The organism is Bradyrhizobium sp. S3.7.6 (assembly GCF_054061875.1).
Genome location: NZ_JBSSEQ010000001.1, coordinates 7,535,575 through 7,558,455 on the forward strand (window position 1 = coordinate 7,535,575; position 22,881 = coordinate 7,558,455).

General features: G+C 65.1%; 21 protein-coding genes. 5 read left to right on the forward strand and 16 right to left on the reverse strand.

All coding sequences use genetic code 11. The features are described from left to right. Positions 1 to 141: 141 nt before the first annotated feature. The 12 genes from ACVJ5M_RS36485 to ACVJ5M_RS36540 all read right to left on the reverse strand — a co-directional run bounded on the left by ACVJ5M_RS36485 (position 142) and on the right by ACVJ5M_RS36540 (position 11,943). Positions 142 to 1,092 carry an oxygenase MpaB family protein gene (locus ACVJ5M_RS36485; RefSeq protein ID WP_063984817.1) on the reverse strand — a complete coding sequence of 317 codons (951 nt, stop codon included), beginning with the start codon at positions 1,090 to 1,092 and terminating at the stop codon, positions 142 to 144. Between the two features lie 77 nt (positions 1,093 to 1,169). Next, entirely contained in the window at positions 1,170 to 2,312 is a 1,143-nt protein-coding gene (locus ACVJ5M_RS36490; RefSeq protein ID WP_063984818.1) for a patatin-like phospholipase family protein, read from the reverse strand. 128 nt (positions 2,313 to 2,440) lie between these two features. After that, complete coding sequence (gene ccoS / locus ACVJ5M_RS36495; RefSeq protein WP_063984819.1) at positions 2,441 to 2,608, reverse strand: cbb3-type cytochrome oxidase assembly protein CcoS; 168 nt, start codon at positions 2,606 to 2,608, stop codon at positions 2,441 to 2,443. After that, entirely contained in the window at positions 2,608 to 4,797 is a 2,190-nt protein-coding gene (locus ACVJ5M_RS36500) for a cation-translocating P-type ATPase (RefSeq protein WP_063984820.1), read from the reverse strand. The genes ccoS and ACVJ5M_RS36500 overlap by 1 nt, the downstream gene beginning before the upstream one ends. 11 nt (positions 4,798 to 4,808) lie before the next feature. Further along, positions 4,809 to 5,294 carry a FixH family protein gene (locus tag ACVJ5M_RS36505; RefSeq protein WP_354099396.1) on the reverse strand — a complete coding sequence of 162 codons (486 nt, stop codon included), beginning with the start codon at positions 5,292 to 5,294 and terminating at the stop codon, positions 4,809 to 4,811. A gap of 15 nt (positions 5,295 to 5,309) precedes the next feature. Continuing rightward, a complete protein-coding gene (gene ccoG / locus ACVJ5M_RS36510) occupies positions 5,310 to 6,776 on the reverse strand; it encodes a cytochrome c oxidase accessory protein CcoG (protein WP_354099397.1) in 1,467 nt (488 codons plus the stop codon). A 112-nt stretch (positions 6,777 to 6,888) separates the two neighbouring features. Further along, positions 6,889 to 7,764, reverse strand: a complete 876-nt coding sequence (gene ccoP / locus ACVJ5M_RS36515; protein WP_063984823.1) for a cytochrome-c oxidase, cbb3-type subunit III — start codon at positions 7,762 to 7,764, stop codon at positions 6,889 to 6,891. 6 nt (positions 7,765 to 7,770) lie between these two features. Continuing rightward, positions 7,771 to 7,935 (reverse strand): CcoQ/FixQ family Cbb3-type cytochrome c oxidase assembly chaperone, encoded by a 165-nt coding sequence (locus ACVJ5M_RS36520; RefSeq protein ID WP_014497064.1) that lies wholly within the window; start codon positions 7,933 to 7,935, stop codon positions 7,771 to 7,773. 13 nt (positions 7,936 to 7,948) lie between these two features. Beyond that, positions 7,949 to 8,683 (reverse strand): cytochrome-c oxidase, cbb3-type subunit II, encoded by a 735-nt coding sequence (gene ccoO, locus ACVJ5M_RS36525; protein ID WP_014497065.1) that lies wholly within the window; start codon positions 8,681 to 8,683, stop codon positions 7,949 to 7,951. Between the two features lie 10 nt (positions 8,684 to 8,693). Further along, positions 8,694 to 10,343, reverse strand: a complete 1,650-nt coding sequence (ccoN, locus tag ACVJ5M_RS36530) for a cytochrome-c oxidase, cbb3-type subunit I (RefSeq protein ID WP_063984824.1) — start codon at positions 10,341 to 10,343, stop codon at positions 8,694 to 8,696. Positions 10,344 to 10,644: 301 nt separating this feature from the next. Further along, positions 10,645 to 11,070 carry a CBS domain-containing protein gene (locus tag ACVJ5M_RS36535; RefSeq protein ID WP_063984825.1) on the reverse strand — a complete coding sequence of 142 codons (426 nt, stop codon included), beginning with the start codon at positions 11,068 to 11,070 and terminating at the stop codon, positions 10,645 to 10,647. A gap of 39 nt (positions 11,071 to 11,109) precedes the next feature. Further along, positions 11,110 to 11,943, reverse strand: a complete 834-nt coding sequence (locus ACVJ5M_RS36540) for a universal stress protein (protein ID WP_231144398.1) — start codon at positions 11,941 to 11,943, stop codon at positions 11,110 to 11,112. A gap of 207 nt (positions 11,944 to 12,150) precedes the next feature. On the opposite strand from ACVJ5M_RS36540, the gene fixL reads away from it, so the two are divergent. From fixL to ACVJ5M_RS36560, 4 genes are all read left to right on the forward strand, one after another. Next, entirely contained in the window at positions 12,151 to 13,668 is a 1,518-nt protein-coding gene (gene fixL, locus ACVJ5M_RS36545; protein ID WP_063986575.1) for a sensor protein FixL, read from the forward strand. Positions 13,669 to 13,671: 3 nt separating this feature from the next. Further along, complete coding sequence (gene fixJ, locus ACVJ5M_RS36550) at positions 13,672 to 14,289, forward strand: response regulator FixJ (protein ID WP_063984827.1); 618 nt, start codon at positions 13,672 to 13,674, stop codon at positions 14,287 to 14,289. Between the two features lie 43 nt (positions 14,290 to 14,332). Further along, positions 14,333 to 14,755, forward strand: a complete 423-nt coding sequence (locus tag ACVJ5M_RS36555; RefSeq protein ID WP_063984828.1) for a response regulator — start codon at positions 14,333 to 14,335, stop codon at positions 14,753 to 14,755. 103 nt (positions 14,756 to 14,858) lie between these two features. Further along, positions 14,859 to 15,557: a helix-turn-helix domain-containing protein gene (locus ACVJ5M_RS36560; RefSeq protein WP_063986576.1), complete on the forward strand. Its 699-nt coding sequence runs from the start codon at positions 14,859 to 14,861 to the stop codon at positions 15,555 to 15,557. Between the two features lie 42 nt (positions 15,558 to 15,599). On the opposite strand, the gene ACVJ5M_RS36565 is transcribed toward ACVJ5M_RS36560, so the two are convergent. The 4 genes from ACVJ5M_RS36565 to ACVJ5M_RS36580 are packed head-to-tail and all read right to left on the reverse strand — an operon-like array spanning position 15,600 to position 21,520. Continuing rightward, on the reverse strand, positions 15,600 to 16,913 hold the full coding sequence (locus ACVJ5M_RS36565) for an MFS transporter (RefSeq protein WP_063984829.1): 1,314 nt from the start codon (positions 16,911 to 16,913) through the stop codon (positions 15,600 to 15,602). A gap of 23 nt (positions 16,914 to 16,936) precedes the next feature. Continuing rightward, positions 16,937 to 17,470: a PRC-barrel domain-containing protein gene (locus ACVJ5M_RS36570; protein ID WP_063984830.1), complete on the reverse strand. Its 534-nt coding sequence runs from the start codon at positions 17,468 to 17,470 to the stop codon at positions 16,937 to 16,939. Positions 17,471 to 17,492: 22 nt separating this feature from the next. Next, positions 17,493 to 19,697: an amylo-alpha-1,6-glucosidase gene (locus ACVJ5M_RS36575; RefSeq protein WP_063986577.1), complete on the reverse strand. Its 2,205-nt coding sequence runs from the start codon at positions 19,695 to 19,697 to the stop codon at positions 17,493 to 17,495. 59 nt (positions 19,698 to 19,756) lie between these two features. Further along, a complete protein-coding gene (locus ACVJ5M_RS36580; RefSeq protein ID WP_028150105.1) occupies positions 19,757 to 21,520 on the reverse strand; it encodes an ABC transporter ATP-binding protein in 1,764 nt (587 codons plus the stop codon). Positions 21,521 to 21,792: 272 nt separating this feature from the next. Between ACVJ5M_RS36580 and ACVJ5M_RS36585 the strand changes: the two genes are divergently transcribed. Next, entirely contained in the window at positions 21,793 to 22,863 is a 1,071-nt protein-coding gene (locus ACVJ5M_RS36585) for a glycosyltransferase family 4 protein (RefSeq protein ID WP_063984831.1), read from the forward strand. The last annotated feature ends 18 nt before the right edge of the window (positions 22,864 to 22,881 follow it).

Here is a 22,881-nt window from a genome sequence, read left to right on the forward strand (position 1 = left end):
CCGTCATTGCGAGGAGCGAAGCGACTAAGCAATCCAGACTGTCTCCGCGGCGACAGTCTGGATTGCTTCGCTGCGCTCGCAATGACGATGTGGAGAGAGTGCGCGCCACTCTATCGCCCGTCACCCTAAGAGTGGAGAACCTCACCCCTTCCCGCGCACATCCATTTGCGGCCGCCCGATCCAGGCGCGATTGAGACACCGTGTCATCCAGTCGGGCTGCGGCTCGCCCCGCAGCCGCGCCTGCGCTTCCTGGTATGGACCGACATAGCGCAGCCGGTCCGGCAGTTTCGGATACACGCGCCTCATCCATTTCAGCGCGTTGTCGGCTGCCCTCTTGTCGCGCTCCTCGAATTCAAACCCGAAGCCCGCTCGCAGCCGCTCCGGCAACAAACTCGCCGTGAGCGCGCGATACCATCGCGGTGGCCGCAGCCACGGACGGGCGCCGCCAAGGATCTGCGCGGCGATCTCGCGCGCCGCCGGGCTGACGGTCAGCGTGTCCGACTGCGCCATCGCCGCGGTGTAGGCCGCAAAGCCGGACCAGTCCGCGGGCAAATCGTCGGCCGTCAATCCGAACAAGGCGCCGAACATCCGGCTCTCGCTCCAGTAGCGCTCGCGCTCCTCCGCCGAGAGCGGCGGCAGGACCAGCTCATGCGCCATCACCGCGGTCTCGACCAGCGTCGCATGAACCCAGCGCAACGACGGAATGTCGTTGGCGCAGTAGCGCGAGCCTGCCGCGAACGGACCGACGGCCTCGGGCATCGCGCCGACGATCATGCTGTGGCGCCGATGCAATTGCCGGGACGACAACTGCGCCCGGTCGAGCGAGCCGAACACCATCGCAAAGACGATGTCAAAGGTGCGATGGAAGCGACCGATCGGATCGGCAAGCGTTCGTGAATGCTCCGCGATGGCGGCAGCGACCCAGGGATGCGCCAGCTGCAACAACAGCGCGCGGCCGGCGCCGAGAAAGATGACGGCCTCCCGGTCGATCTGCCAGGTCACCGTGTCAGGGCCGAACACGCCGGCAACCGGTCCCGCGGCGTCGGCGCGGACCTGATCGAGGGCCAATTCCAGATCGTTCCCGGATACCAACTGCAAGGCCTCTCAAAAGCGGACGACGACCGACAATCCGCAGGGCCTGCGGCAATTCGATGAAAGCGGACGCGGCCCTACTCCGCCGCCATCGGCATCTCGTCCATATGCTCGTGCAGCACCACGCCGGCAAGCGGATCGAATTCACCGATCCACGGCTTTCGCGCCAGCACCGATCTCGTGTGGGCGTAGCCCGCATGCCAGCGCCGCGTAATGCCTGACGGACTGAAATCGATATCCTTGGTATGGGTTTCGCGATCGAGTTGCGGCGCCAGCAGCCGCACCACATGCATGCGGGTCGGACAGCCGTAGCTCATCAATTCCCTCACCGCGGGATCGTTGCGCTCGCTCTCGGGCAACCGCGCGGCAAGCTGGTTGATGACGTGGCGCAGGCGATGGGCCTGCTGCTGCCGCACGATCTGGCTCGCGATGCGGCTGGAGTACTGCACGTCCTTATGGCGGTTCAAGACCTCCGCCATCGTGGTCGGCTCGGCGCCGACGGAATTCCACAGATGCACGGAGAAAATCAGCGAATCCCTGCGTGGATTGTCGTCGAATACGGCCTCCGTCGGCGTGTTCGACAGGATGCCGCCGTCCCAATACAGCTCGCCATCGATGCGCACCGCCGGGAAGGCCGGCGGCAGCGCGCCCGAAGCCATGACATGCTTCACCGTCAGCTCGCCGTCGCGGCTGTCGAAATAGCGCATTTCGCTGGTGCCGACATGAGCCGCACCGACCGTCAGTCGCGGCGCGCAGCGATTGGCCAGATCGAAATCGACCAGCTCGCTCAGCGTCTTCTCCAGTGGCGCGGTCGAATAGAAGCCGGCGTGATCGGCGCCGAGTGGAAAGGAATCTCCCGCATGCGCCAGCGGGTTGGGCCGGAAGAAGCCGGGAATGCCGTTGGTGACAGTCGACAAATAGGCGAGCTTCTCGCTGAAGTCGGGAAAGGCGCCACCCAGAGCCCAGACCGGATTCTGCTCCATCCGCTTCCAGAACTCCTTCAGGCGCGCGAGCCTGTTTTCCGGCGCATTACCGGCGATCAGGCTCCCGTTGATGGCGCCGATCGAGGTGCCGATGACCCAGTCCGGCTCGATCCCGGCCTCGTGCAGGGCCTGGTAGACGCCCGCCTGGTAGGAGCCGAGCGCACCGCCGCCTTGCAGCACCAGCACGACCTGTCCCGGCAGATCGTTAGCCCCGCACACTCCGACATTTTTCTGCATGCTCGTCACGCTCCTGCTCCGGAGAGCCTGCCCCGTCGCTTCTACGCAAAATCCTCCGGCATTGTTACGCCCGGCGACCGCCGGCCGTCCAGCGACCATGTCCGAAAAGGGCAGCGCGGAACCAACGGTTAACGCTTGGCTGGGGCGTCCTGCGGCGGCTCGTCGTCGGCGATGGCGCGCCAGGCCGCGCCGTCGAGATCGTCATATTGGCCGCTCCGCAGCGACCAGAGGAAGGCGACGAGGCCGGCGCCTCCGAGCATCAGCGCCAGCGGCACCAGGATGACCAGGATTTCCATCACACGATCTCCCGCGCAGCTCCGCGCGCGCGCAACGAATTCAGCATCACCAGGATCGAGGATCCGCTCATGGCTGCCGCCGCAATCAGGGGCGTCACTACGCCGCTGATTGCCACCGGCACGGCGAGGACGTTATAGCCGATCGCCAGCCAGAGGTTCTGCCGCATCAGATACAGCGCCTTGCGGGAGGCGTCGATCGCGGCGACGACAGGCACCAGCGGCCGGCCGAGGAAGACGAGATCGGCGGTCGCCTGGCTGAGATGCGCGGCCGAGATCGGCGACATCGAGACATGGGCCGCCGCCAGCGAGGGCGCGTCGTTCATGCCGTCGCCGACCATCAGCACTTTGGCGCCGCGCCGCTTCAGTTCCTCGATCCGTGCGATCTTGTCGGCCGGCGTGACGCCGGCGCGCCATTCGGCGATGCCCAGCGCATGGGCCGCCGCGATCACCGCGGGCTCGCGGTCGCCGGAGAGAATCTCGATGCCAATATTGCGCGCCCTCAACGCCGCGATCACGGCCTGCGCGTCCGGCCGCAGGCCCTGGCGCACCGAGAGGATGAACTTCTCGTTGCCCTTGCTGAAAGCCACGATGGAGGCCTCAGGATCGAGCGTTGCCCCGCCGACCATCGCCTCGGCGCCGCAAAAGGACGGACGGCCTAGGCGAAGCTCGACACCGTCCACCACAGCGCGCACGCCCTGCCCGGCCTCCTCGACCGCGCCAACGATCGGCGACCTTGCACCGGCGGCCTGCGCGACGGCGGCGGCAACGGGATGGTGGCTCGACAGCGCGAGCCGCCCGGCAAGTGCAAAAATGTCGGCGGGAATATCGGCCGCGTTCATCACTTCGAGATCGGGCAGCGTCAGCGTGCCGGTCTTGTCGAAGATGACGTGGTCGGCCTCGGCGAGCCGCTCGATGGCGTCGCCGGAATTGAGCAGCACGCCAGCTTTGAACATCGCGCCCGAGGCCACCGTCTGCACGGTCGGGATCGCGAGCCCGAGCGCGCAGGGACAGGTGATGATCAGCACGGCCACGCCGGTCACGATCGCATCGTGCCAGCCGGCGCCCGCGATGACCCAGCCCAAAATGGTGATCAGCGCGGTCGCATGCACGACTGGCGCGTAGAGCCGCGAGGCGCGATCTGCGAGCCGCATGTAGCGCGAGCGTGCCTGCAGCGCGTTGTCGAGCAGCCGCGTGATCTCGGCGAGCAGCGTCGCCTCCGACGCCGCCGAGACCCGCACCCGCAGCGTGCCGGAGATGTTCATGGAGCCCGCATAGGCCGCCGTGCCCTGCTCCGCCGTGACATACAGCGTCTCACCGGTGATCAGGCTCTGGTCGATCTCGGAGCGTCCCTCGATCACGGTGCCGTCGACCGCGCAACGCTCGCCGGGCCGGAGCAGCACGATGTCGCCGGGATGGATCGCCGCGACCGGCACCTGCGAAATCTCGTCGGGCCCGACGAACTTGGCCGCCGTCTCCGCCTTCAGCGCGGCGAGATTGCCGGCGACCGCGCGGGTCCGCCGCCGCATGTTCTGGTCGAGGAAGCGGCCGACCAAAAGAAACGTGAGCAGCATGATCGCCGCGTCGAAATAGGCGTGCTCGGCGTGATGGATGGTCTCGACCACGGACATGCCGAGCGCAAGGCACACCCCGATCGAGATCGGCACGTCCATGTTGGTGGTCTTGGCCGACAGTGCGCGCCAGGCCGAGCGGAAGAACGGCTGGCCGGCATAGGCCGCCGCCGGCAGCGCGATCAGCGCCGACAGCCAGTGGAAAAAGTCGCGCTGCTCCGGCAGCATGTCCGAGACGTTGCCGGACCAGACCGGGATCGACAGCATCATCACGTTCATGGTGGCGAACGCGGCGACGCCGAGGCAGCGCAGCAGGAAGCGCGATTCCGCAACTTCCGTCGCTTCCGCACTCTCGGTCTCGTAAGGATAGGCCTTGTAGCCGAGTTCCTCGAGCCGATCGATGAAGCGGGCCGGGTCGAGCGTGCCCTGCTTCCATTCCAGCGCGACGCGGCGGTCGGTGAGATTCACGCGCGCCAGCGTGACGTCGGGGATGGCCGACAATCCGCGCTCGATCTTGGCCATGCAGCCGGCGCAGTGAACGCCCTCGACCGCGAGATCGATGTGCTTGATACCCTCGCCCGCGGCCCGGACGTAATGCGAAAAATCCCGCGTGACCTGCATGACGAATTCCCTCAGTTCAGGATCACGCGGTTGCGCGACATGAACACGCGTGCTCCTCGCGCCTCGCCTTCGATCACGAGATCCCACTGCCCCGGCGCAACCGACGCGGCATTGCCGCGGTAGATGCCGATGTCGGCCTCCGAGAGCTCGACCTGGAGATCGGCGCGCTTGTCGGTCGGCCGCTCCAGGCGGCCGCCGAATTTCAACCCGCTCATCGGCTGGCCTTTTGCGTCGCGCGCGTCGACCTGCAGCGTAGCCGCACCATCGGCGCGGCGCTCGATATGGGCGCTGACCTGCCATTTGCGCGCGGCCTGGTCCTGCGCCGCCGAGATCTCGCGATCATAAGTGAGGCCAGCGGCATAGGGGCTGTCGACGTCGGTGCCGGGCAGCGTCGCGATCGCGAGCTTCATCATGGTCACGTTGACGCCGATCACGAGCCCGAAGAAGGCGACCAGCATCAGGAACACTTTTGTTCCGGTCAGCGGCTTGGTGGCCATGGCAGTCTCCTGATCCTAGGGCGAGACGAAATTGTCGGTGGCGGTGGCGACCTCGCCCAGCCCGATGTCGGTGACGTGGAAGCGAACAGGAACCGACTTTTCCGGATTGCTTTCCGCCGGCGCAGTGACGAGCAGGCGCAGCTCGCTGGTGGAGTCGCGCGGGATCACGATCATCGGCCTATCCGGCGTCACGGAATCGATGCCGACGACATGCGTGGTCAGATTGGCCGGACCGTTGGCGTCGATCGCGATGACGCGGTCATAGCCGCTCTTGTTCAAGAGCCGCACCGTATAGGCATTGCGGATCGAGCCATCGCTGAGCCTGACCGCGACCGGGTTGCGGTCGTGCAGCACGTTGACGTCGAGCAGGCTACGGGTCGCGAGCGTATAGATCATGATGCCGCCGACCGCCGCGATGATCGCGCTGTAGGCGACGGTGCGGGCCCGGACGATGCGGTAGACCGGCGCCCTGCCTTCCTGGCGGCGCTGGATGTTGATGTCGTTGTCGTAGCCGATCAGCCGCTTCGGCCGGCCGATCTTGGTCATCACGTTGTCGCAGGCGTCGATGCAGAGTCCGCACTGGATGCATTCGAGCTGCGGCCCGTTGCGGATGTCGATGCCGGTCGGGCAGACCGCGACGCATTGATAGCAGTCGACGCAGTCGCCGACGTGTTCGCCGAGCGCGCGCAGCTCGATTGCCTTCTTCACCGAAGTGCGCTTCTCGCCGCGGTCGTAGCGATAGGTGACGTTGAGCGCCCATTCGTCGGTGAGCGCGGCCTGGATGCGCGGCCACGGGCACATATAGGTGCAGACCTGCTCGCGCATGAAGCCGGCGAGCACATAGGTCGTCGCCGTCAGGATGCCGATCCAGATATAGGCGATCATCGGCGCCTGGAAGGTGACGAGCTCCTTCACCAGCGTCGGCGCGTCGTTGAAATAGAGCACCCAGGCGCCGCCGGTCCACCAGGCGATCAGGAGCCAGATCGAATGCTTGAGCACGATCTCGGAGATGCGCTCCAGCTTCATCGGATCGGACGACTTGTCCTTCTTCATTCGCTCGCGCCGGTCGCCTTCGACCAGCCGCTCGACCGCATAGAACAGATCGGTCCACACGGTCTGCGGGCAGAGATAGCCGCACCAGATGCGGCCGCCGACTGAGTTCATCAGAAACAGCGCCACCGCGGCGACGATCAGCAGGCCGGTGAAGTAGTAGATTTCCTGCGGCCACAACTCGATGAAGAAGAAGTAGAAGCGGCTGTTGGGAAGATCGATCAGCACCGCCTGGCTCGGAGCACCGATGCCGCGATTCCAGCGCACGAACGGCAGGAAGTAGTAGACGCCGAGGCAGAACGCCATCAGCCCCCATTTGATTCGGCGGAACGTGCCGGAGACGCTCTGGGGATACACCTTCTTCTGGGCTACGTAGAGCGGCCCATTGTCATCGTTCGATGTGAGGTCGTTCGGGTTCACGGTCTTGTTCATCGCCAAGAAGCTTCTCGAAAAGGTGCGATTAAACCTAGACCCGGCGCGAGCGCGTCAGTTGATCCAGCTCAAGCGGGGACACTTTTGTTCGCCCCCGCTTGTCGCGAGCAGGCTATTTGCCACCGCCCAGCGAGTGGACGTAGACCGCCATCGCCTTGATGGTGGCAGGATCGAGCCGCCCTTCCCAGGCCGGCATCACACCGGCACGGCCCAGGCTGATGGTCTCGATCAGGCTCGCTTCGTCCGAGCCGTAGAGCCAGATCTTGTCGGTCAGATTCGGGGCGCCCATCTCGGGGTTGCCCTTGCCGCCGTCACCGTGACAGGCGACGCAATTCTCGGCAAAGATCTTCTCACCCTTGGCGGCATCAAAGCCCTTGCGGGTCGAGAGGCCCGACAGCGACCGCACGTAATTGGCGACCGTGACGATCTCTTCCGGCTTCAGCACGCCGTCCTTGCCAAAGGCGAGCATCTGGCCCTCATGCGCCTTGGCATGGCCGGAACGCGCGCCGAACTGGATGGTCTGCATGATCTGGTCGAGCGTGCCGCCCCACAGCCAGTCGTCGTCGTTGAGATTCGGAAAGCCCTTTGCGCCGGCGCCGCCGGAGCCGTGGCATGGCGCGCAATTGTCGCCGAACACGGTCTTGCCCTTGGCTCGCGCAAGCGCCAGCAAGGCCGGGTCCTTCTCGATGTCGGCGAGCGAAGCCGCGCCTAGCGCCGCCATCCTGTCACCCCGGATCTTCTCGAGGTTGGCGAGCTCCACCGCGACGTCGGCGCGCGAGGAATAGCCGAACAGGCCCGTGGTATTGCTGGAGATCAGCGGCCAGGCCGGATAGACGATCCAGTAGCCGATCGCCCAGACGATGGTGAGGTAGAATGAGATCACCCACCAGCGCGGCAGCGGCGTGTTGAGCTCCTTGATGCCGTCCCACTCATGTCCGGTCGTGGACTTGCCGGTGACGGAATCGATGTCGCCATGATGTTCGGTCATGATCTCTTACTCCTCCCGCAACGGCAGGCGCGCCGCTTCGTCGAAAGCGGCCTTGTTGCGGGGCCATAATGCGTAGGCGATGATCGCGAGAAAGATCGCGACGAACACCGGCGTCCAGATCGTGGTCACCAGACCGGACGCGAGATTGTCGAGTGTCAGGATGGCTTTCATCGGTGATGCCTTCTCAGCGAAGATTTGCTTTCTCGTTGTAGAGCTTGAAGTCGACCAGCGTGCCGAGCATCTGCAGATAGGCGATCAGCGCGTCCATCTCGGTCGGCGTGCCGGCCTTGCCGTCGAAATTGCGCACGACGGCCTTGGCGTAGCGCTTCCCGAAGGCGTCTGAGCCGGCATTGTCGGGATCGGCCTGGGCCTTCAGATCGGCGCCTGCGTTTGCGATCTGGTCGTCGGTGTAGGGCGTGCCGATGGCCTTGAGCGTCTTCATGTGGTCGGCGATCGTATCGGGATCGACCTCGGTCTGGCTCAGGAACGGATAGCCCGGCATCACCGACTGCGGCACGATTGCGCGCGGGTTGGTCAGATGGGTCACGTGCCAGTCGTCGGAATATTTGGCGCCGACGCGGGCGAGATCGGGACCGGTGCGCTTCGAGCCCCACTGGAACGGGTGGTCGTACATGCTCTCGGCGGCGAGCGAGAAGTGGCCGTAGCGCTCGACCTCGTCGCGCAGCGGGCGGATCATCTGCGAATGGCAGAGATAGCAGCCTTCGCGGACATAGACGTTGCGCCCCGCGAGCTCCAGCGGCGTGTAGGGCCTGACGCCGTCGACCGCCTCGATCGTGCTCTTGAGGTAGAACAGCGGAGTGATCTCGACGAGACCGCCGATCGCGATCACCAGCAAAATGCCGACGATCAGGACGATCGAGTTCTTTTCAAAGATTTGATGGCGTGTCCAGAACGACATGGAAAGCTCCTCATTCCGCCGGCTGAAGCGCGACGGGCATCTGGACTTCCACTTCGCCGACGCGAACGGTCATCCAGAGATTGTAGGCCATGATCAGCGCGCCGATCAGGAACAGCCCGCCGCCGGCGGCGCGGATGATGTAGAAGGGATGCATCGCCTCGACGCTCTCGATGAAGGAATATTCGAGGAAGCCGAGCGAGGTGTAGGCGCGCCACATCAGGCCTTGCAGGATGCCGGACACCCACATCGCCGAGATGTAGAGGACGATGCCGAGGGTCGCGATCCAGAAGTGCCAGTTGACGAGCTTCAGGCTGTAGAGGCCCTTGCGATTCCATATCCACGGCACCAGGCAGTAGAGCGCGCCGAAGGAGACGAAGCCGACCCAGCCGAGCGCGCCGGAATGCACGTGGCCGATGGTCCAGTCGGTGTAGTGGCTGAGCGAGTTCACCACCTTGATCGACATCATCGGGCCTTCGAAGGTCGACATGCCGTAGAAGGCGACGGAGACCACGAGCATGCGCAGCACGGGATCGGTGCGCAGCTTGTCCCAGGCGCCCGACAGCGTCATCAGGCCGTTGATCATGCCGCCCCAGGAGGGCATCCACAGCATGATCGAAAAGGTCATGCCGAGCGTCTGCGTCCAGTCGGGCAGCGCCGTGTAGTGCAGATGGTGCGGGCCGGCCCAGATGTAGAGGAAGATCAGCGCCCAGAAGTGGATGATCGACAGCCGGTAGGAATAGATCGGCCGCTCCGCGCGCTTCGGGATGAAGTAGTACATGATGGCGAGGAAGCCGGCAGTCAGGAAGAAGCCGACCGCGTTGTGGCCGTACCACCACTGGAACATCGCGTCCTGGATGCCGCCCCAGGCGACGTAGGATTTCGAGCCGAACACCGAGACGGGGAGCGCGGGATTGTTGCCGAGATGCAGGACCGCGATCGTCACGATGAAGGCGAGATAGAACCAGTTCGCGACGAAGATGTGCGGCTCCTTGCGCTTGATGATCGTGGCAAGGAAGACCAGCAGATAGGCGACCCAGACGATGGTGAGCCAGAGGTCGGCATACCATTCCGGCTCGGCATATTCCTTCGACTGGGTGACACCGAGCAGATAGCCGGTGCCGGCGACCAGGATGAAGAAATTGTAGCCGATCACGACGAACCAGGGCGCGAGGTCGCCCGCAAGGCGCACCCGGCAGGACTTCTGCACGACATAGAGCGACGTGCCGATCAGCACGTTGCCGCCGAAGGCGAAGATCACCGCGGAGGTGTGCAGCGGACGCAGCCGGCCGAAGCTGGTCCAGGGCAGATCGAAGTTCAGTGCGGGCCACGCCAGCTGCGAGGCGATGATGAGGCCAACGAGGAAGCCGGCAATGCCCCAGAACATCGCCATGACGGCGGTGAACTTGATCGGACCCATATTGTAGTTGGGGCGGCCGTTGATCTCCGCCGGCGGCAGCGCCGCCGGACGATCGAAGTAGCGGTTGATGATGCCAAAGACCACAGCCAAGCTCGCCGCTGCGCTGAGCGCGGCATGGAAGGCAAAGGCCGAATCGAGCGCCTTGGCCGAGGCGATCACGCAAAGGAAGGCGGTGACTGCGAACACGATGGCCAGGCCGCTTTCACCGATGGTCATGGATTTGGAGATGGAGGGCTGGCTCATGCGGATTCTCTCTGAAAGAACACGCCGCCAGAAACCACATTCGACCTCGCGGCGAATTGATTGAAATCAAGACAGGTGGATTTCTATTCGGGTGAGTGATGCGGCGCCCGCCAGTTGAAGTGCCCTCTCCCCTTATGGGAGAGGGCAGCGAGGACGGTGCCGCGCACTCACTTGGGTGAGGGGTTGGCTCCGCACGGAGAGTCTTTCGGTGGAGAGAACCCCTCATCCGGCGCTTCGCGCCACCTTCTCCCACATCCGCCTTCGCCAAGGCTTCGGCGGACATGAGGGGAGAAGGAAGGAGTCACTCCCGCGCCGTCGCCTTGAGCGCCTTGATGACGTCCTCGCGGGCGATGATTCCGACCAGCTTTTCCGCGCCGTCGAGCACGATGATGCTCCTGATGCGGTGCTCGACCATGATCTGGAGCACGCGCGTCAGCCGCGTGTCGGGGCTGACATAGATGAACTCGGGCGTCATGACGTCGCCGATCCTGCGGCTCATCAGGTCGCGATAGTGCGGCAGCATCTGGCTCGGCGAGAACGCGAAACACTTCAGGATGTCGAACTTGGTAACGATGCCGACCACCTGCCCGTCGTCCTCGACCGGATAGGAGTTGAAATCATCACGCTCGAACATCTCGCTAAGCGCGAGCAGGTCGTGGTCGCGCCGCACCGTCGTGACGTTGCGCGTCATGTAGCTGTCGACGGTCTCTTCAAGAAATTTGTACACGGCGCGTCCTCCTCGATTAGCTTTTGGGCCGGGCGGCCGTCAGTGCGACAGCAGCACGCTGCGGGCGGATTGGGTGACCAGATATTCGGTGACGCCGCCGAGGATCAGCTCGCGAAAGCGCGAATGACCATAGGCGCCCGCCACGATCAGGCCGGCCCCAAGGTCGCCGGCGACCTGCTCCAACTGCGCGGCAGCGGTTGCGTTCCGCACGGCCTCCGAGACGCGTGCGCTCGCGGTGACGCCGTGACGGGCGAGCCAGGCGGCAACGTCGGTGACGCCGGCCATCACCGCCGAACGGTCGTCGTCGCGCTCCGGGATTTCCACGATGGTGACGTCCCTCGCCTTGCGCAGCAGCGGCAGCGCGTCGGCCACCGCGCGCCGCGCCTCCGGCGTGTCCTTCCACGCCACCAGCACGCTGCGCAGGTCGAGCCAGTTGACCTTGTCGGGAACGACGAGAAGCGGGCGGCCGGCCTGCATCACCAGGTCCTTGGGGCTCGCGAGCGCGAACGCATCGGAGAAGGCCGGGCTCTGGCCGCCGCTGACGATGATGTCGGCACATCGTGCCTGCGCCAGCACGAAACGGGTCGGAAAATCCATGGCGCCGCGCCACTCCACGCGGCCGCCGCGCGCCTTGGTGGCGGCGCGGAATTGCGCCTCCAGATCGGCAAGGCGCTTCCTGATGGAGGCTTCCTCCTGATCGATCAGGCTCTGGGCTTCAGCGCCGTCGGTGAAATAGAGCGGCGGCGCGAACTGCCCTGCGGCAACCCCGATAATGGCCGCCTCGAATCGCTCGGCGAGTTCGCCCGCGACCTGAAGGCGCGCCTCGTTGGACTGGTCGAGCGCCAGGCTGACCATCACGGTCGCGTAAGTCATTGGGATTCTCCGCTCAGCTATGAACTGGCGCGAAATCTAGCCTCGCCGTGACGGGGCAGGATGAGGTAGATCAAATCGCCGGGCGCGACCTTGCGGGAAATCCGCCAATGGAATCAGACATCCGAACTTGCCTCGGGCCGGTCCATGGGCGAAATTGCGGTCATGTTCGCGGCACCACGCCCGCCGCGCGAAGATGGGAGTCATCGATTGTCGCCGACCCGCGTAACGCATCCGCCAGACGACAGTCGCGGCGAGCATTTCCGGGTCCGGATCGAGGGATTCGGCGTCGGCACCTGGGATCTCGACCTCGCGACGCGCGAACTGGAGTGGTCGGAAACCGCGAGGATGCTGCTCGGTATCGAGCGGGGCCAGCCGGCAAGTTACGACCTCTTCCTGTCGCGCCTCGAGCCCGGTGACCGCGCGCGCGTCGAGAACGCGATCAAGCAGGTCTCCGAGCATGGCGGCGGTTTCGACGTCTCCTTCAGGATTTCCGCCAATTCCGGCCGCGGCAAATGGATCAGGGCGCGCGCCGGATTGATTCGAGACGAATCCGGCGTCGCGCGCCATCTCAGCGGCATCTTCCTCGATATCGACGAGGAGAAGCAGGTCGAGGAAGCCCTGCGCACGCGTGAGACCCACCTCCGCTCGATCCTTCACACCATTCCCGACGCCATGATCGTCATCGACGGCCGCGGCATCATGCAACTGTTCAGCACCGCCGCCGAGCGCCTGTTCGGCTGGTCCGAGCAGGAGGCGATCGGCCAGAACGTCAGCATCCTGATGCCGGAGCCCGACCGCACCCGCCACGACAGCTACATCGCGCGCTATCGCAGCACGAACGATCCGCACATCATCGGCATCGGCCGCATCGTGACCGGCAAGCGCCGCGACGGCACGACCTTTCCGATGCACCTGTCGATCGGCGAGATGCAGTCCGGCGGCGAGCCCTATTTCACCGGCTTCGTCCGCGACCTCACCGAGCACCAGCAGACCCAGGCGCGGCTCCAGGAATTGCAGTCCGAGCTCGTCCACGTTTCGCGGCTGACCGCGATGGGCGAGATGGCCTCGGCGCTTGCCCACGAGATCAACCAGCCGCTGGCGGCGATCAGCAATTACATGAAGGGATCGCGGCGGCTGCTGGCCGGCAGCACCGATCCCAACACGCCGAAGATCGAAAGTGCGATGGATCGCGCCGCGGAGCAGGCCTTGCGCGCCGGCCAGATCATCCGCCGCCTGCGCGACTTCGTCTCCCGCGGCGAGTCCGAGAAGCGGGTCGAGAGCCTGTCCAAGCTGATCGAGGAGGCCGGCGCGCTCGGGCTTGCCGGCGCGCGCGAGCAGAACGTGCAGCTCCGCTTCAGCCTCGATCCCGACGCCGATCTCGTGCTCGCCGACCGCGTGCAGATCCAGCAGGTGCTGGTCAATCTGTTCCGCAACGCGCTGGAAGCGATGGCGCAGTCGCCGCAGCGCGAGCTCGTCGTCGCCAACACCCGCGTCGGTGACGACATGATCGAGGTCGAGGTGTCCGACACCGGCTCCGGCTTCCAGGGCGACGTCATTCCCAACCTGTTCCAGACCTTCTTCACCACCAAGGAAACCGGCATGGGCGTGGGACTGTCCATCAGCCGCTCGATCATCGAGGCTCACGGCGGACGCATGTGGGCCGAGAGCAACCCATCAGGCGGCGCGACATTCCGCTTCACTCTCCCGGCAGCCGATGAGAATTGATCCATGACGACCAAGGGACATGTCTACATCATCGATGACGACGAGGCTATGCGGGACTCGCTGAACTTCCTGCTGGATTCCTCCGGCTTCGGCGTCACCCTGTTTGACGATGCGCAAGCCTTCCTCGATGTCCTGCCCGGCCTTGCCTTCGGCTGCGTCGTCTCCGACGTGCGCATGCCTGGAATCGACGGGATCGAGCTGTTGAAGCGGATGAAGGCGCAGCAAAGCCCGTTCCCGATCCTGATCATGACCGGTCATGGCGACGTGCCGCTCGCGGTCGAGGCGATGAAGTTGGGGGCGGTCGACTTTCTCGAGAAGCCGTTCGAGGACGACCGCCTCATCACCATGATCGAGACGGCGATCCGCCAGGCCGAGCCGGCGGCGAAGAACGAGGCGATCTCGCAGGACATCGCCGCCCGCGTCGCCTCCCTCAGCCCGCGCGAGCGCCAGGTCATGGAAGGGCTGATCGCGGGCCTCTCCAACAAGCTGATCGCCCGTGAATACGACATCAGCCCCCGCACCATCGAGGTCTACCGGGCCAACGTCATGACCAAGATGCAGGCGAACAGCCTCTCGGAGCTGGTCCGGCTGGCGATGCGCGCCGGGATGCTGAAGGATTGAGGCAGGTCAAAATCATTCTCCCGGGCCGTGCTAGCCAAAGGGGATGATCGAGATCGGCTCGCACCAACAGCGGCTTCCAGTGACGTCATCCGCAAAGCCCACCGTCTACGTGGTCGACGACGATGCCGCCGTGCTGGGATCCCTGCAATTCCTGCTGGAAACCGACGGCTTTGCCGTGCGGACCTTCAGGAATGCCACGGCGCTGCTGAATGCCAGCGGCGCGCCCGGCGCGGACTGCTACGTGATCGATTACAAGATGCCCGACATCAACGGCATCGAGCTGGCCGGCCGGTTGCGCCAGTCCGACGAGGGCACGCCCGTGATCCTGATCACCGGCTATCCCGATGGGAATATCTCGGCCCGGGCGGCCGCAGCAGGCGTCAAGGACGTGATTTTGAAGCCGCTTCTCGACGAAACCCTGGTCAAGTCCATCCGCCACGCCATCCAGGGCGGCCGCGGCAACTGACCTACGGGGTTCTACGTAGGTAACCTCCCTTAAGATATCTCGCGAAATTTTCGAAGCGCCCGAACCCGCGTACCAAAGCGTCATCACAACGGAGATGGCGCAGATGCTGACCGAGACGCTCAACACCCAGGCGATCAACACGCAAATTCGTGGCAAGATTGCTCCTGCCCATCCCGTCTCCGACCAGTTCGGCGCGATCGCCGGCCATGTCGGCCTCGTCGCCACGGAGTTCTCCTACCGCAAGGACGAGGAGATCTACGGCGAGGACGAGCCGGCCGAATATGTCTACCAGGTCATCACCGGCGCGGTGCGCAGCTACAAGCTGCTCTCCGACGGCCGCCGCCAGATCGGCTCCTTCCATCTTCCCGGTGACGTGTTCGGCCTTGAATCCGGTCCGAGCCACCGCCTCGCCGCTGAAGCCATCATCGACACGACCGTGCGCCTGGTGAAGCGCGCGAGCCTGGAGAAGGCCGCCAGCACCGATGTGCAGGTCGCGCGCAAGCTCTGGGCCATGACCGCCGGCGAACTACGTCACGCCGAGGACCACATGCTGCTGCTCGGACGCAAGACCGCGATGGAGCGCGTTGCAACCTTCCTGCTCGAGATGGACCGCCGCCTTGCGGTAGCCGGCATGATGGCACTGCCGATGTGCCGCCGCGACATCGGCGACTATCTCGGCCTCACGCTGGAGACCGTGTCGCGCGCGCTGTCGCAGCTTCATGCCCAGGGTATTTTGGGATTTTCCGGCGCCCGCCAGATCGTGCTGCGCAACCGTCAGCGCCTGCACAATCTCGACGCCTGATTTCTGTCTTCCTCCCCACCCGCTTTGGCCGGCTGAATTCGTTCAGCCGGCCAATTTTTTCGGCGCGATCATGCCGGTGCGCCGGGTTTCCGGCATCACAAAGAGGATCAGCAAAAGCCCGGTCGCGGCGACGCCGGACAGCCCGATGAAGGCGGTGGCATTGCCGAACTTGTCGCTGACATAGCCGCCAAGCGCCGTGCTCAAGGACGCCCCGATGCCGGTCGCGGTCCCGACAATGCCTTGCGCCAGATTGAAATGGCCGCTGCCGAAGGCGACGTCGGCCACGATCAGCGGGATCATCACCGCGAACACCGCCGCCGTGATGCCGTCGAACACCTGCACCGCGACCAGCAGATAGGGATCGCGCACGGTCGCAAACAGAAGGCCCCGGATCGTCAGCGCAGCGAATCCGATCAGCAGCAGCGGGCGCCGGCCCCAGAGCTGCGCCTTGCGCCCGACCGTCGGCGACAGCAGCGCCACAATCGCCTGCGGCACGACGATGCAGAAGGCGACGAGCACGGTTGCCCACTGGCTCGACCGCGCCGTCACCGCGCTCGCCATCAGCGGCATCATCGCGGCGTTCGCCAATTGCAGCAGCAGCACGCTCAGCGCGAAGACGATGAGCGGGCGTTGCCGGATCAGGTGCCAGAGATTGGTGTCGCCTGGAACCGGCGCCTCGCGCGGCATCTCGCCGTGACAGCGCGCGATGTCCACTTCCTCCTCGCGGATGCGCGACAGCGCGATCAGGGTCGGAATCGCGAGCAGGAAGGTGACGAGGAACACCGAGCGGCTCGACAGGAGATAGCCGGCCGTGCCCATCACGGCGGCGGCGACGCCGTTGCCGAGGGACGCAAAGCGCGCATTGCGGCCGAGCCGCTCGCCGATCGCAAGCGGACCGACCAGGCCGAGGCTGATCGCCGCGATCGCCGGCCCCAGCACGCAGCTCGCCGCCGCATGCAGCGTGGCCGCAGCAACCACCACGGGGAAGATCGGCATCGCCGCATAGGCGAGCGCGCAGAAGCCGATGGTCGCTATCGCAAGCGCTGCGACCAGCCGCTCGGACTTCGCGGCATCGATGATCGCGCCACCGGGCATCTGTCCGATCAGCGCGACGATGCCACCGATCGACAGCACGAGGCCGATCTCGACCTGGGTCCATTTCTGCGTCGTGAGGTAGACCGCGATGAAGGGGCCGAACCCGGTCTGCACGTCGGCGAGGAAGAAGATGAACCAGTCGAGGCCGCGCAGGCTCTGGCGCGACGGCGCCGGAAGGCCCGCAGGCGGCGGCGCGGCAACGTTGTACCGTTCAACGCGGCTATCGCGATCTGCGTGGTTCGGCGTCCTCGACAACAGCACCGGCGGCCATCCCTCCCCGCGCCTCACTGAATCGCTTGCAGCGGCTGCAGGCTGCCGGACGCGCCGAGCACCACCATCGGCGTGTCTTCCTTGTATTCCGGCGCGGCTGCGACCTGCGCCTTGGTCAATTCCAGTGTGATGCTGTCCTTCTTGTTGGCAATCTTGCCGAACCGCATCGCGTTCCAGTCCACCACGATCTTGCGGCTACCGACGCCGAGGAAACCGCCGAAATCAATCACGGCGGCGCGCACGCGGCCGGCGCGGTCGACGATGATGTCGACGATGCGGCCCATGTCCTCGTCGGCTGCGCTGCGCACGTCACGGCCGAGCACGCCATGGGCGTCGCTCGCACCGATGATGGTCACGGACGGCGGCGGCGCGGCGTCCTTCGGCGTGACCGGCACGGTGGAGGTCGACGGCTGCACCGCGGCCGGCGCGTTCGCTTCGCTGGGGGGCGTCGTTGGGCCCGCGGGCGGTTCCTCCGCGGCACGCGATGCGGCGACCGTCAATCCCGCGACGATCGCTGCGCTCAGAACCAACCATCCGGCGGTACGCATAAAACCCTCCTCGCAGGCGCCGCTAGCGTGCCAGCACGATCGAGACCTGGATCTGGCCGCGCGTGCGCAAGACCTCCAGCGCGACGTCGTCGCCGTGACGACTGACGCGCAGATCCACGCTGGAATTGCCCAATCGCAGATCGCGCAGGATCACCTCGTTCAGGAACGCCGGCAGATGCGGATTGCGCAGGCGAATCTCGCCGCGCGCGACGTCGAACTCGATGCCGAGCGCTGCCTCCAGCAGCGTGAATGGCGTCGCGCTGGCCCAGGCCTGCGGCGCGCAGGCGACCGGATAGAGCGTCGGGCCGCGCCGCTTCTCGCGCCGGAAGCCGCAGAACAATTCGGGCAGCCGCCGCAGGTCCATGTATGTCGCCGCGTCGAACAAGCCCTTGAAGACATGCGCCACCGAATGCTTGAGGCCGTAGCGCGCGAGCCCGAGCGCGATCAGCGCATTGTCGTGCGGCCAGATCGAGCCGTCATGATAGGACATCGGATTGTAGCGCACCTCGCCTTGCGCGACCGTGCGGATGCCCCAGCCCGAGAAGAAGTGCGGCGCCATCAGATCGGCGGCGACGAGACGTGCGCGGTCCTCGCGGATCATGCCGCTGAACAGCACCTGCCCGGCGTTGGATGTCCGCACCTTGCAGGGCCGCTTCTTGCCGTCGAGCGCGAGCGCATAGGTACCGAGCTCCTCGCACCAGAATGCCTTCTCGAACCGCTCGGCCAGCGCCTTGGCCTCGGTCTCGAGCTTTTTGGCGAGGTCCGGCTTGCCGAGCCGCAACGCGCAACGTGCGGCGAGCTGCTTGGCGGCAAAGACGTAACCCTGCACCTCGGCAAGGGCGAGATTGCCTTCCGCAAGCTGGCCATCGGCATGGAAGATCGCGTCATACGAGTCCTTCCAGCCCTGGTTGGCGAGGCCCTTTTCGGTGGCGCGCTGGTATTCGACGAAGCCGTCCCTGTCGGGGTCGCCCGGGCCGTCGATCCAGGCCAGCCCCGCCTCGATCGCCGGCCACAGCTCGGTCAGGGTCTTTTCGTCGCCGGTGCGCTCGAAATAGCTTCCGGCGAGCAGCACGAACAAGGCGGTCGAATCCACGCTGCCGTAATATTGCGCGAACGGCACCTCGCGGAGCGCAGCCATCTCGCCGCCACGCATCTCGTGCAGGATTTTTCCGGGCGCCGCATCGTTCAGCGGATCGACCGTCTCTGCCTGAAAATGCGCGAGCCGCCGCAGCACGCCCTTCGCGACCCGCGGATCGATCCACAGCATCTGGAGCGCGGTGATCAGGCCGTCGCGGCCGAACGTCGTCGAGTACCAGGGAATGCCGGCATAGGGATAACGCCCCTGCGGCGTCTCCGTCATGAGCATGTTGAGGTCGGCCATGGCCTGGCACAGCACCTCGTTGAAGATGTTGTTCGACGTCTCGATGCTGGCCATGCCCTTCGTTGACTGGCGCATCTCGCGGCGATGGGCGAGCAGGCCCCTGAAGAAGCGCGCGGGCTTCTCCGCGATCGGCCGGTTGCAGGACACCGCCACGAAAAGGGATTTCGACTGGTGCGGGTCCAGGTCGAGCTGCCAGGTCGCGGCATTCACCGACAGCCGCGTCGGACGCGGGTCGAAATGCAGGCCGGTGGTACGCACGGCATCGTCAAGCCCGCGATAGTGGAACAGCACGTCGGTCGGCCCGAGCAACTTGCTGGTGCCGGTCCCGCGGTGCGGGCGCCGCTCGCCGCGCACCTCGAACAGATCGGCAAAGTCGCTGTCGAACAGCAGCGTCAGCTCCGGGCTGGCGCGACGGTCGCCATGGTTCTGCACGCCGATGCGCTGATAGGCCGTGCCGCGCCACAGGAAGATCGTGCGCACGATGTGCAGCAGGTCCTTCTGCAGCACGATGCGGCCCTGGCGATAGATATCGGGATTGGTGAGATCGACGGTCAGGGCCGAATTGTCATCGCGAAGATTCGAGCCGAGCAGCAGCGGCTGGAGATCGTCGAGCACGAGCTCCAGCCGCGCCAGATAGCGCGTGTCGCAGTTGAACAGGCCGTCCGGCCCGCCCGCGGAGGCGCCGATGTCACCATGGCTGTCCAGCACGATGAAGGTGTCGTCGTGCTTGAGCGACCGACGGGGCCGCGCGGCGGGCCCCGTCATCGGAATGTAGAACGCCTGCTCCGCGACGGCCTCCTCCGTCTGCGTTACCGAGATGATCTGGGTTACGGCTTCGGCTGCCATGAGCTGCTCCCCTGCGGCCAGTTTTTCGAACGCGACCAACGCAAACGCAACTGTTGGACTTACGCGGCGAACTTCGCCAGCCGGCTCATCTCCTGCGTCACCAGCTCACGGTAGGGGCCGTGGCCCTGCATCAGGCGGTCGGGCGCGCCGTCCTCGATGATCTTGCCATTCTTCAGCACCAGGACGCGATCGAAATTGCGCAGCGTCGCCAGCCGGTGCGCGATCGCGATCACGGTACGGCCGCGCATCAGGCGCGACAGCGCCTCGCGGATCGCCTCCTCGGATTCGCTGTCGAGCGCGGCGGTCGCTTCGTCCAGCAGCAGGATCGGCGCGTCCTTCAGGAAGGCACGCGCGATCGCGATGCGCTGGCGCTGGCCGCCGGACATCTTGACACCGCGGTCGCCGACCATGGTGTCGAGACCTTCCGGCAGGCTGTCGATGAAATCGCAGCGCGCCGCGATCGCCGCGCGCAGCACCTCGTCGTCGGTCGCGTTCGGACGGCCGTAGCGGATGTTCTCGCGGATGGAGCGGTGGAACAGCGAGATATCCTGCGGCACGACCGAGATGGCCTCACGCAGGCTCAGCTGGGTCACCTTGGAAATATCCTGGCCATCGACGGTCACGCTGCCTTCATCGACATCGTAGAACCGCTGCAGCAACGTGAACAGGGTCGATTTCCCTCCGCCCGACTGGCCGACCAGGCCGACGCGCTGGCCGGGCTGAAGCCGCAGGCTGAACCGTTCAAAGATTTTTTCGCCGCCGGGATAGCCGAAGGTGACGTTGTTGTACGCGATCGCGGCGCCGCTCTTCATCAGCGGCTCGGCCTCGGGATGATCGCGCAATTCATGCGGCACGAGCAAGGTCGCGATCGCCTCGGTCAGGCGCGCGACGTGCTGGGTGACATCGACCAGCGCCACCGCGAGGTCGCGCGTCGCGTTGAGAATGGAGAGGCCGAGCGTACAGACCAGCACGACATCGCCGGTGGTCGCCTCGCCCTGCTGCCAGAGCGTGATCGCCCAGGCCATCAGCGCAACCGTCAGGACGACCGTCACGCCGGCATGCGTGAGCCGCAGCTTTTCCAGATAACGCAGGCTACGGCCGCGCGCGGTCAGTTCCCGGTTCACCGTCGCGTCGAACCGCTCGTGCTCATGGCCGATGCCGCAGAAGGCGCGGACCAGCGGCATGTTGCTGATGACGTCGATCATCTCGCCGTCGACGACGGCGGCCTTGTCGGCAAAGTCGTCATGCAACGGCTTGCCGGCTGCGGCCAAATGGAACATCGCTATCACCATACCGCCCGCGACCACGATCAGGCCGAGTGCCATATAGGGACTGACGGTTCCAATCAGCCCGATGGCCGCAATTGTGGCGATGCACGGCGGCAACACATTCCAGACGAACATGTTCTCGACCGTGAACACCGCGTTTGAGGTCGCGGTGATACGGCTCGTCAGCATGCCCGGCATGCGATCCGAGAAATAGCTCGGCGCGTGTCCGGTTAGATGACGAAATATGTCACGGCGTAAATCGCCCGTGACACGAACGAAGGTGAAGCTCGCGGTCCAGCTCGCGATCCGCCACAGGAAATTATCGGCAGCGATCAGCGACATGAGTAAAATGAATGCCAGCCATACGCTGCCACCGTGCGAAGTTCCCGCGGACAGGCTGTCGACCAGGGATTTGACGCCGTATTGCGTGCCCACGGAACAGGCAACGGCTGCAACGACAGCGGTCAGGATCACGAGATGCGATGCCGGCCGTCGTCGCAGATAGCGCAAGACAAAGGCAAATGGCCTGCGCGCGTAACCAGAAAGATGATCCATGTGACTGCGACCCCGTCGTATTGATTTCGATTTTTCTATTAGCCGATTGAACATCGACCGCTTCGCCTCGGTTCCCGGGCCGGGCCATCACGACATGCGGATGCGGACGATGTGAGAAGAGGAGATGGCAGCATCGCGGCCGACTGAAGTGTGTCGAAGAAGTAACGTTCGTTGAAGGAACTTCGCAATTGCGAGAACGTTCCCTCGTCTGGCATGCCGGTGCCGAGACACGGCGGGGGTTTTACTTCCATGATCACAGAGGAGATGGCGAGATGCGCATCGCGCAGGTAGCTCCGTTGACTGAGGCTGTTCCACCCAAGCTGTATGGCGGCACCGAGCGGGTGGTGCACTGGTTGACGGAGGAGTTGGTTGCCCTTGGACACGATGTCACGCTGTTCGCCAGCGGTGACTCGCAGACGTCGGCGAAGCTGGACGCACTTTGGCCGCGGGCGCTTCGCCTCGACGGTTCCGTGCGTGATCCCAACGCGCTGCATATGGTGCTCCTGGAGCGCGTGCGGCAGAAATGTGACGACGAGGAGTTCGACTTCCTCCACTTCCATCTCGACTACTATCCATGGTCCCTGTTCCACCGGCAGCCGACCCCGTTCGTGACCACGCTGCACGGCCGGCTCGACCTGCCGGAGCATCAGCCCGTGTTCAACACCTTCTCGAAAATGCCTGTCATCTCGATCTCGAACGCGCAGCGCAGGCCGGTGCCGCAGGCGAACTGGGTGACGACGATCCAACACGGCCTGCCGGAGACCTTGCTGACGCCGAAGCCGGCGAAGCAGGAATATCTCGCCGTGCTCGGCCGCATCGCGCCAGAGAAGGGCGTTGACCGCGCCATCAAGATCGCGATGCATTGCGGCATCCCGCTGAAGATCGCGGCCAAGGTCGATCGCGCCGACCAGGACTATTACGACGAACTGATCAAGCCGATGATCCAGAACAATCCGCTGGTCGACTTCATCGGCGAGATCGGTGACCACGAGAAATCCGACTTCCTGAGCGGCGCGCTCGGCCTCCTGCTGCCGATCGACTGGCCGGAGCCGTTCGGTCTCGTGATGATCGAAGCGATGGCTTGCGGCACGCCGGTCGTCGCCTTCAACCGCGGCTCGGTGCCCGAGATCATCGATGAGGGCCTCACCGGCTTCGTGGTCGAGGACATCATCAGCGCCGCCGGCGTCGTCAAGCGCCTGCCGCAACTCGATCGCGCGGCCATCCGCAAGCAGTTCGAGAAGCGCTTTACGGCGCGGCGGATGGCGCTGGATTATCTCGCGGCCTATCGCAGCCTGACGGAAGCGCAGGCGCCGCGGATCAAGCTGGTGAGCAGCGCGGAGTAAGGGCCGCTTTCACCTCAC

Excerpts from the sequence above, each read along its gene's own strand:
- ACVJ5M_RS36490 (WP_063984818.1), bottom strand. The coding sequence starts at position 2,312 with ATGCAGAAAAATGTCGGAGTGTGCGGGGCTAACGATCTGCCGGGACAG.
- ccoS (WP_063984819.1), bottom strand. The coding sequence starts at position 2,608 with ATGGAAATCCTGGTCATCCTGGTGCCGCTGGCGCTGATGCTCGGAGGC.
- ACVJ5M_RS36500 (WP_063984820.1), bottom strand. The coding sequence starts at position 4,797 with ATGCAGGTCACGCGGGATTTTTCGCATTACGTCCGGGCCGCGGGCGAG.
- ACVJ5M_RS36505 (WP_354099396.1), bottom strand. The coding sequence starts at position 5,294 with ATGGCCACCAAGCCGCTGACCGGAACAAAAGTGTTCCTGATGCTGGTC.
- ccoG (WP_354099397.1), bottom strand. The coding sequence starts at position 6,776 with ATGAACAAGACCGTGAACCCGAACGACCTCACATCGAACGATGACAAT.
- ccoP (WP_063984823.1), bottom strand. The coding sequence starts at position 7,764 with ATGACCGAACATCATGGCGACATCGATTCCGTCACCGGCAAGTCCACG.
- ACVJ5M_RS36520 (WP_014497064.1), bottom strand. The coding sequence starts at position 7,935 with ATGAAAGCCATCCTGACACTCGACAATCTCGCGTCCGGTCTGGTGACC.
- ccoO (WP_014497065.1), bottom strand. The coding sequence starts at position 8,683 with ATGTCGTTCTGGACACGCCATCAAATCTTTGAAAAGAACTCGATCGTC.
- ccoN (WP_063984824.1), bottom strand. The coding sequence starts at position 10,343 with ATGAGCCAGCCCTCCATCTCCAAATCCATGACCATCGGTGAAAGCGGC.
- ACVJ5M_RS36540 (WP_231144398.1), bottom strand. The coding sequence starts at position 11,943 with ATGACTTACGCGACCGTGATGGTCAGCCTGGCGCTCGACCAGTCCAAC.
- fixJ (WP_063984827.1), top strand. The coding sequence starts at position 13,672 with ATGACGACCAAGGGACATGTCTACATCATCGATGACGACGAGGCTATG.
- ACVJ5M_RS36555 (WP_063984828.1), top strand. The coding sequence starts at position 14,333 with ATGATCGAGATCGGCTCGCACCAACAGCGGCTTCCAGTGACGTCATCC.
- ACVJ5M_RS36560 (WP_063986576.1), top strand. The coding sequence starts at position 14,859 with ATGCTGACCGAGACGCTCAACACCCAGGCGATCAACACGCAAATTCGT.
- ACVJ5M_RS36570 (WP_063984830.1), bottom strand. The coding sequence starts at position 17,470 with ATGCGTACCGCCGGATGGTTGGTTCTGAGCGCAGCGATCGTCGCGGGA.
- ACVJ5M_RS36575 (WP_063986577.1), bottom strand. The coding sequence starts at position 19,697 with ATGGCAGCCGAAGCCGTAACCCAGATCATCTCGGTAACGCAGACGGAG.
- ACVJ5M_RS36580 (WP_028150105.1), bottom strand. The coding sequence starts at position 21,520 with ATGGATCATCTTTCTGGTTACGCGCGCAGGCCATTTGCCTTTGTCTTG.
- ACVJ5M_RS36585 (WP_063984831.1), top strand. The coding sequence starts at position 21,793 with ATGCGCATCGCGCAGGTAGCTCCGTTGACTGAGGCTGTTCCACCCAAG.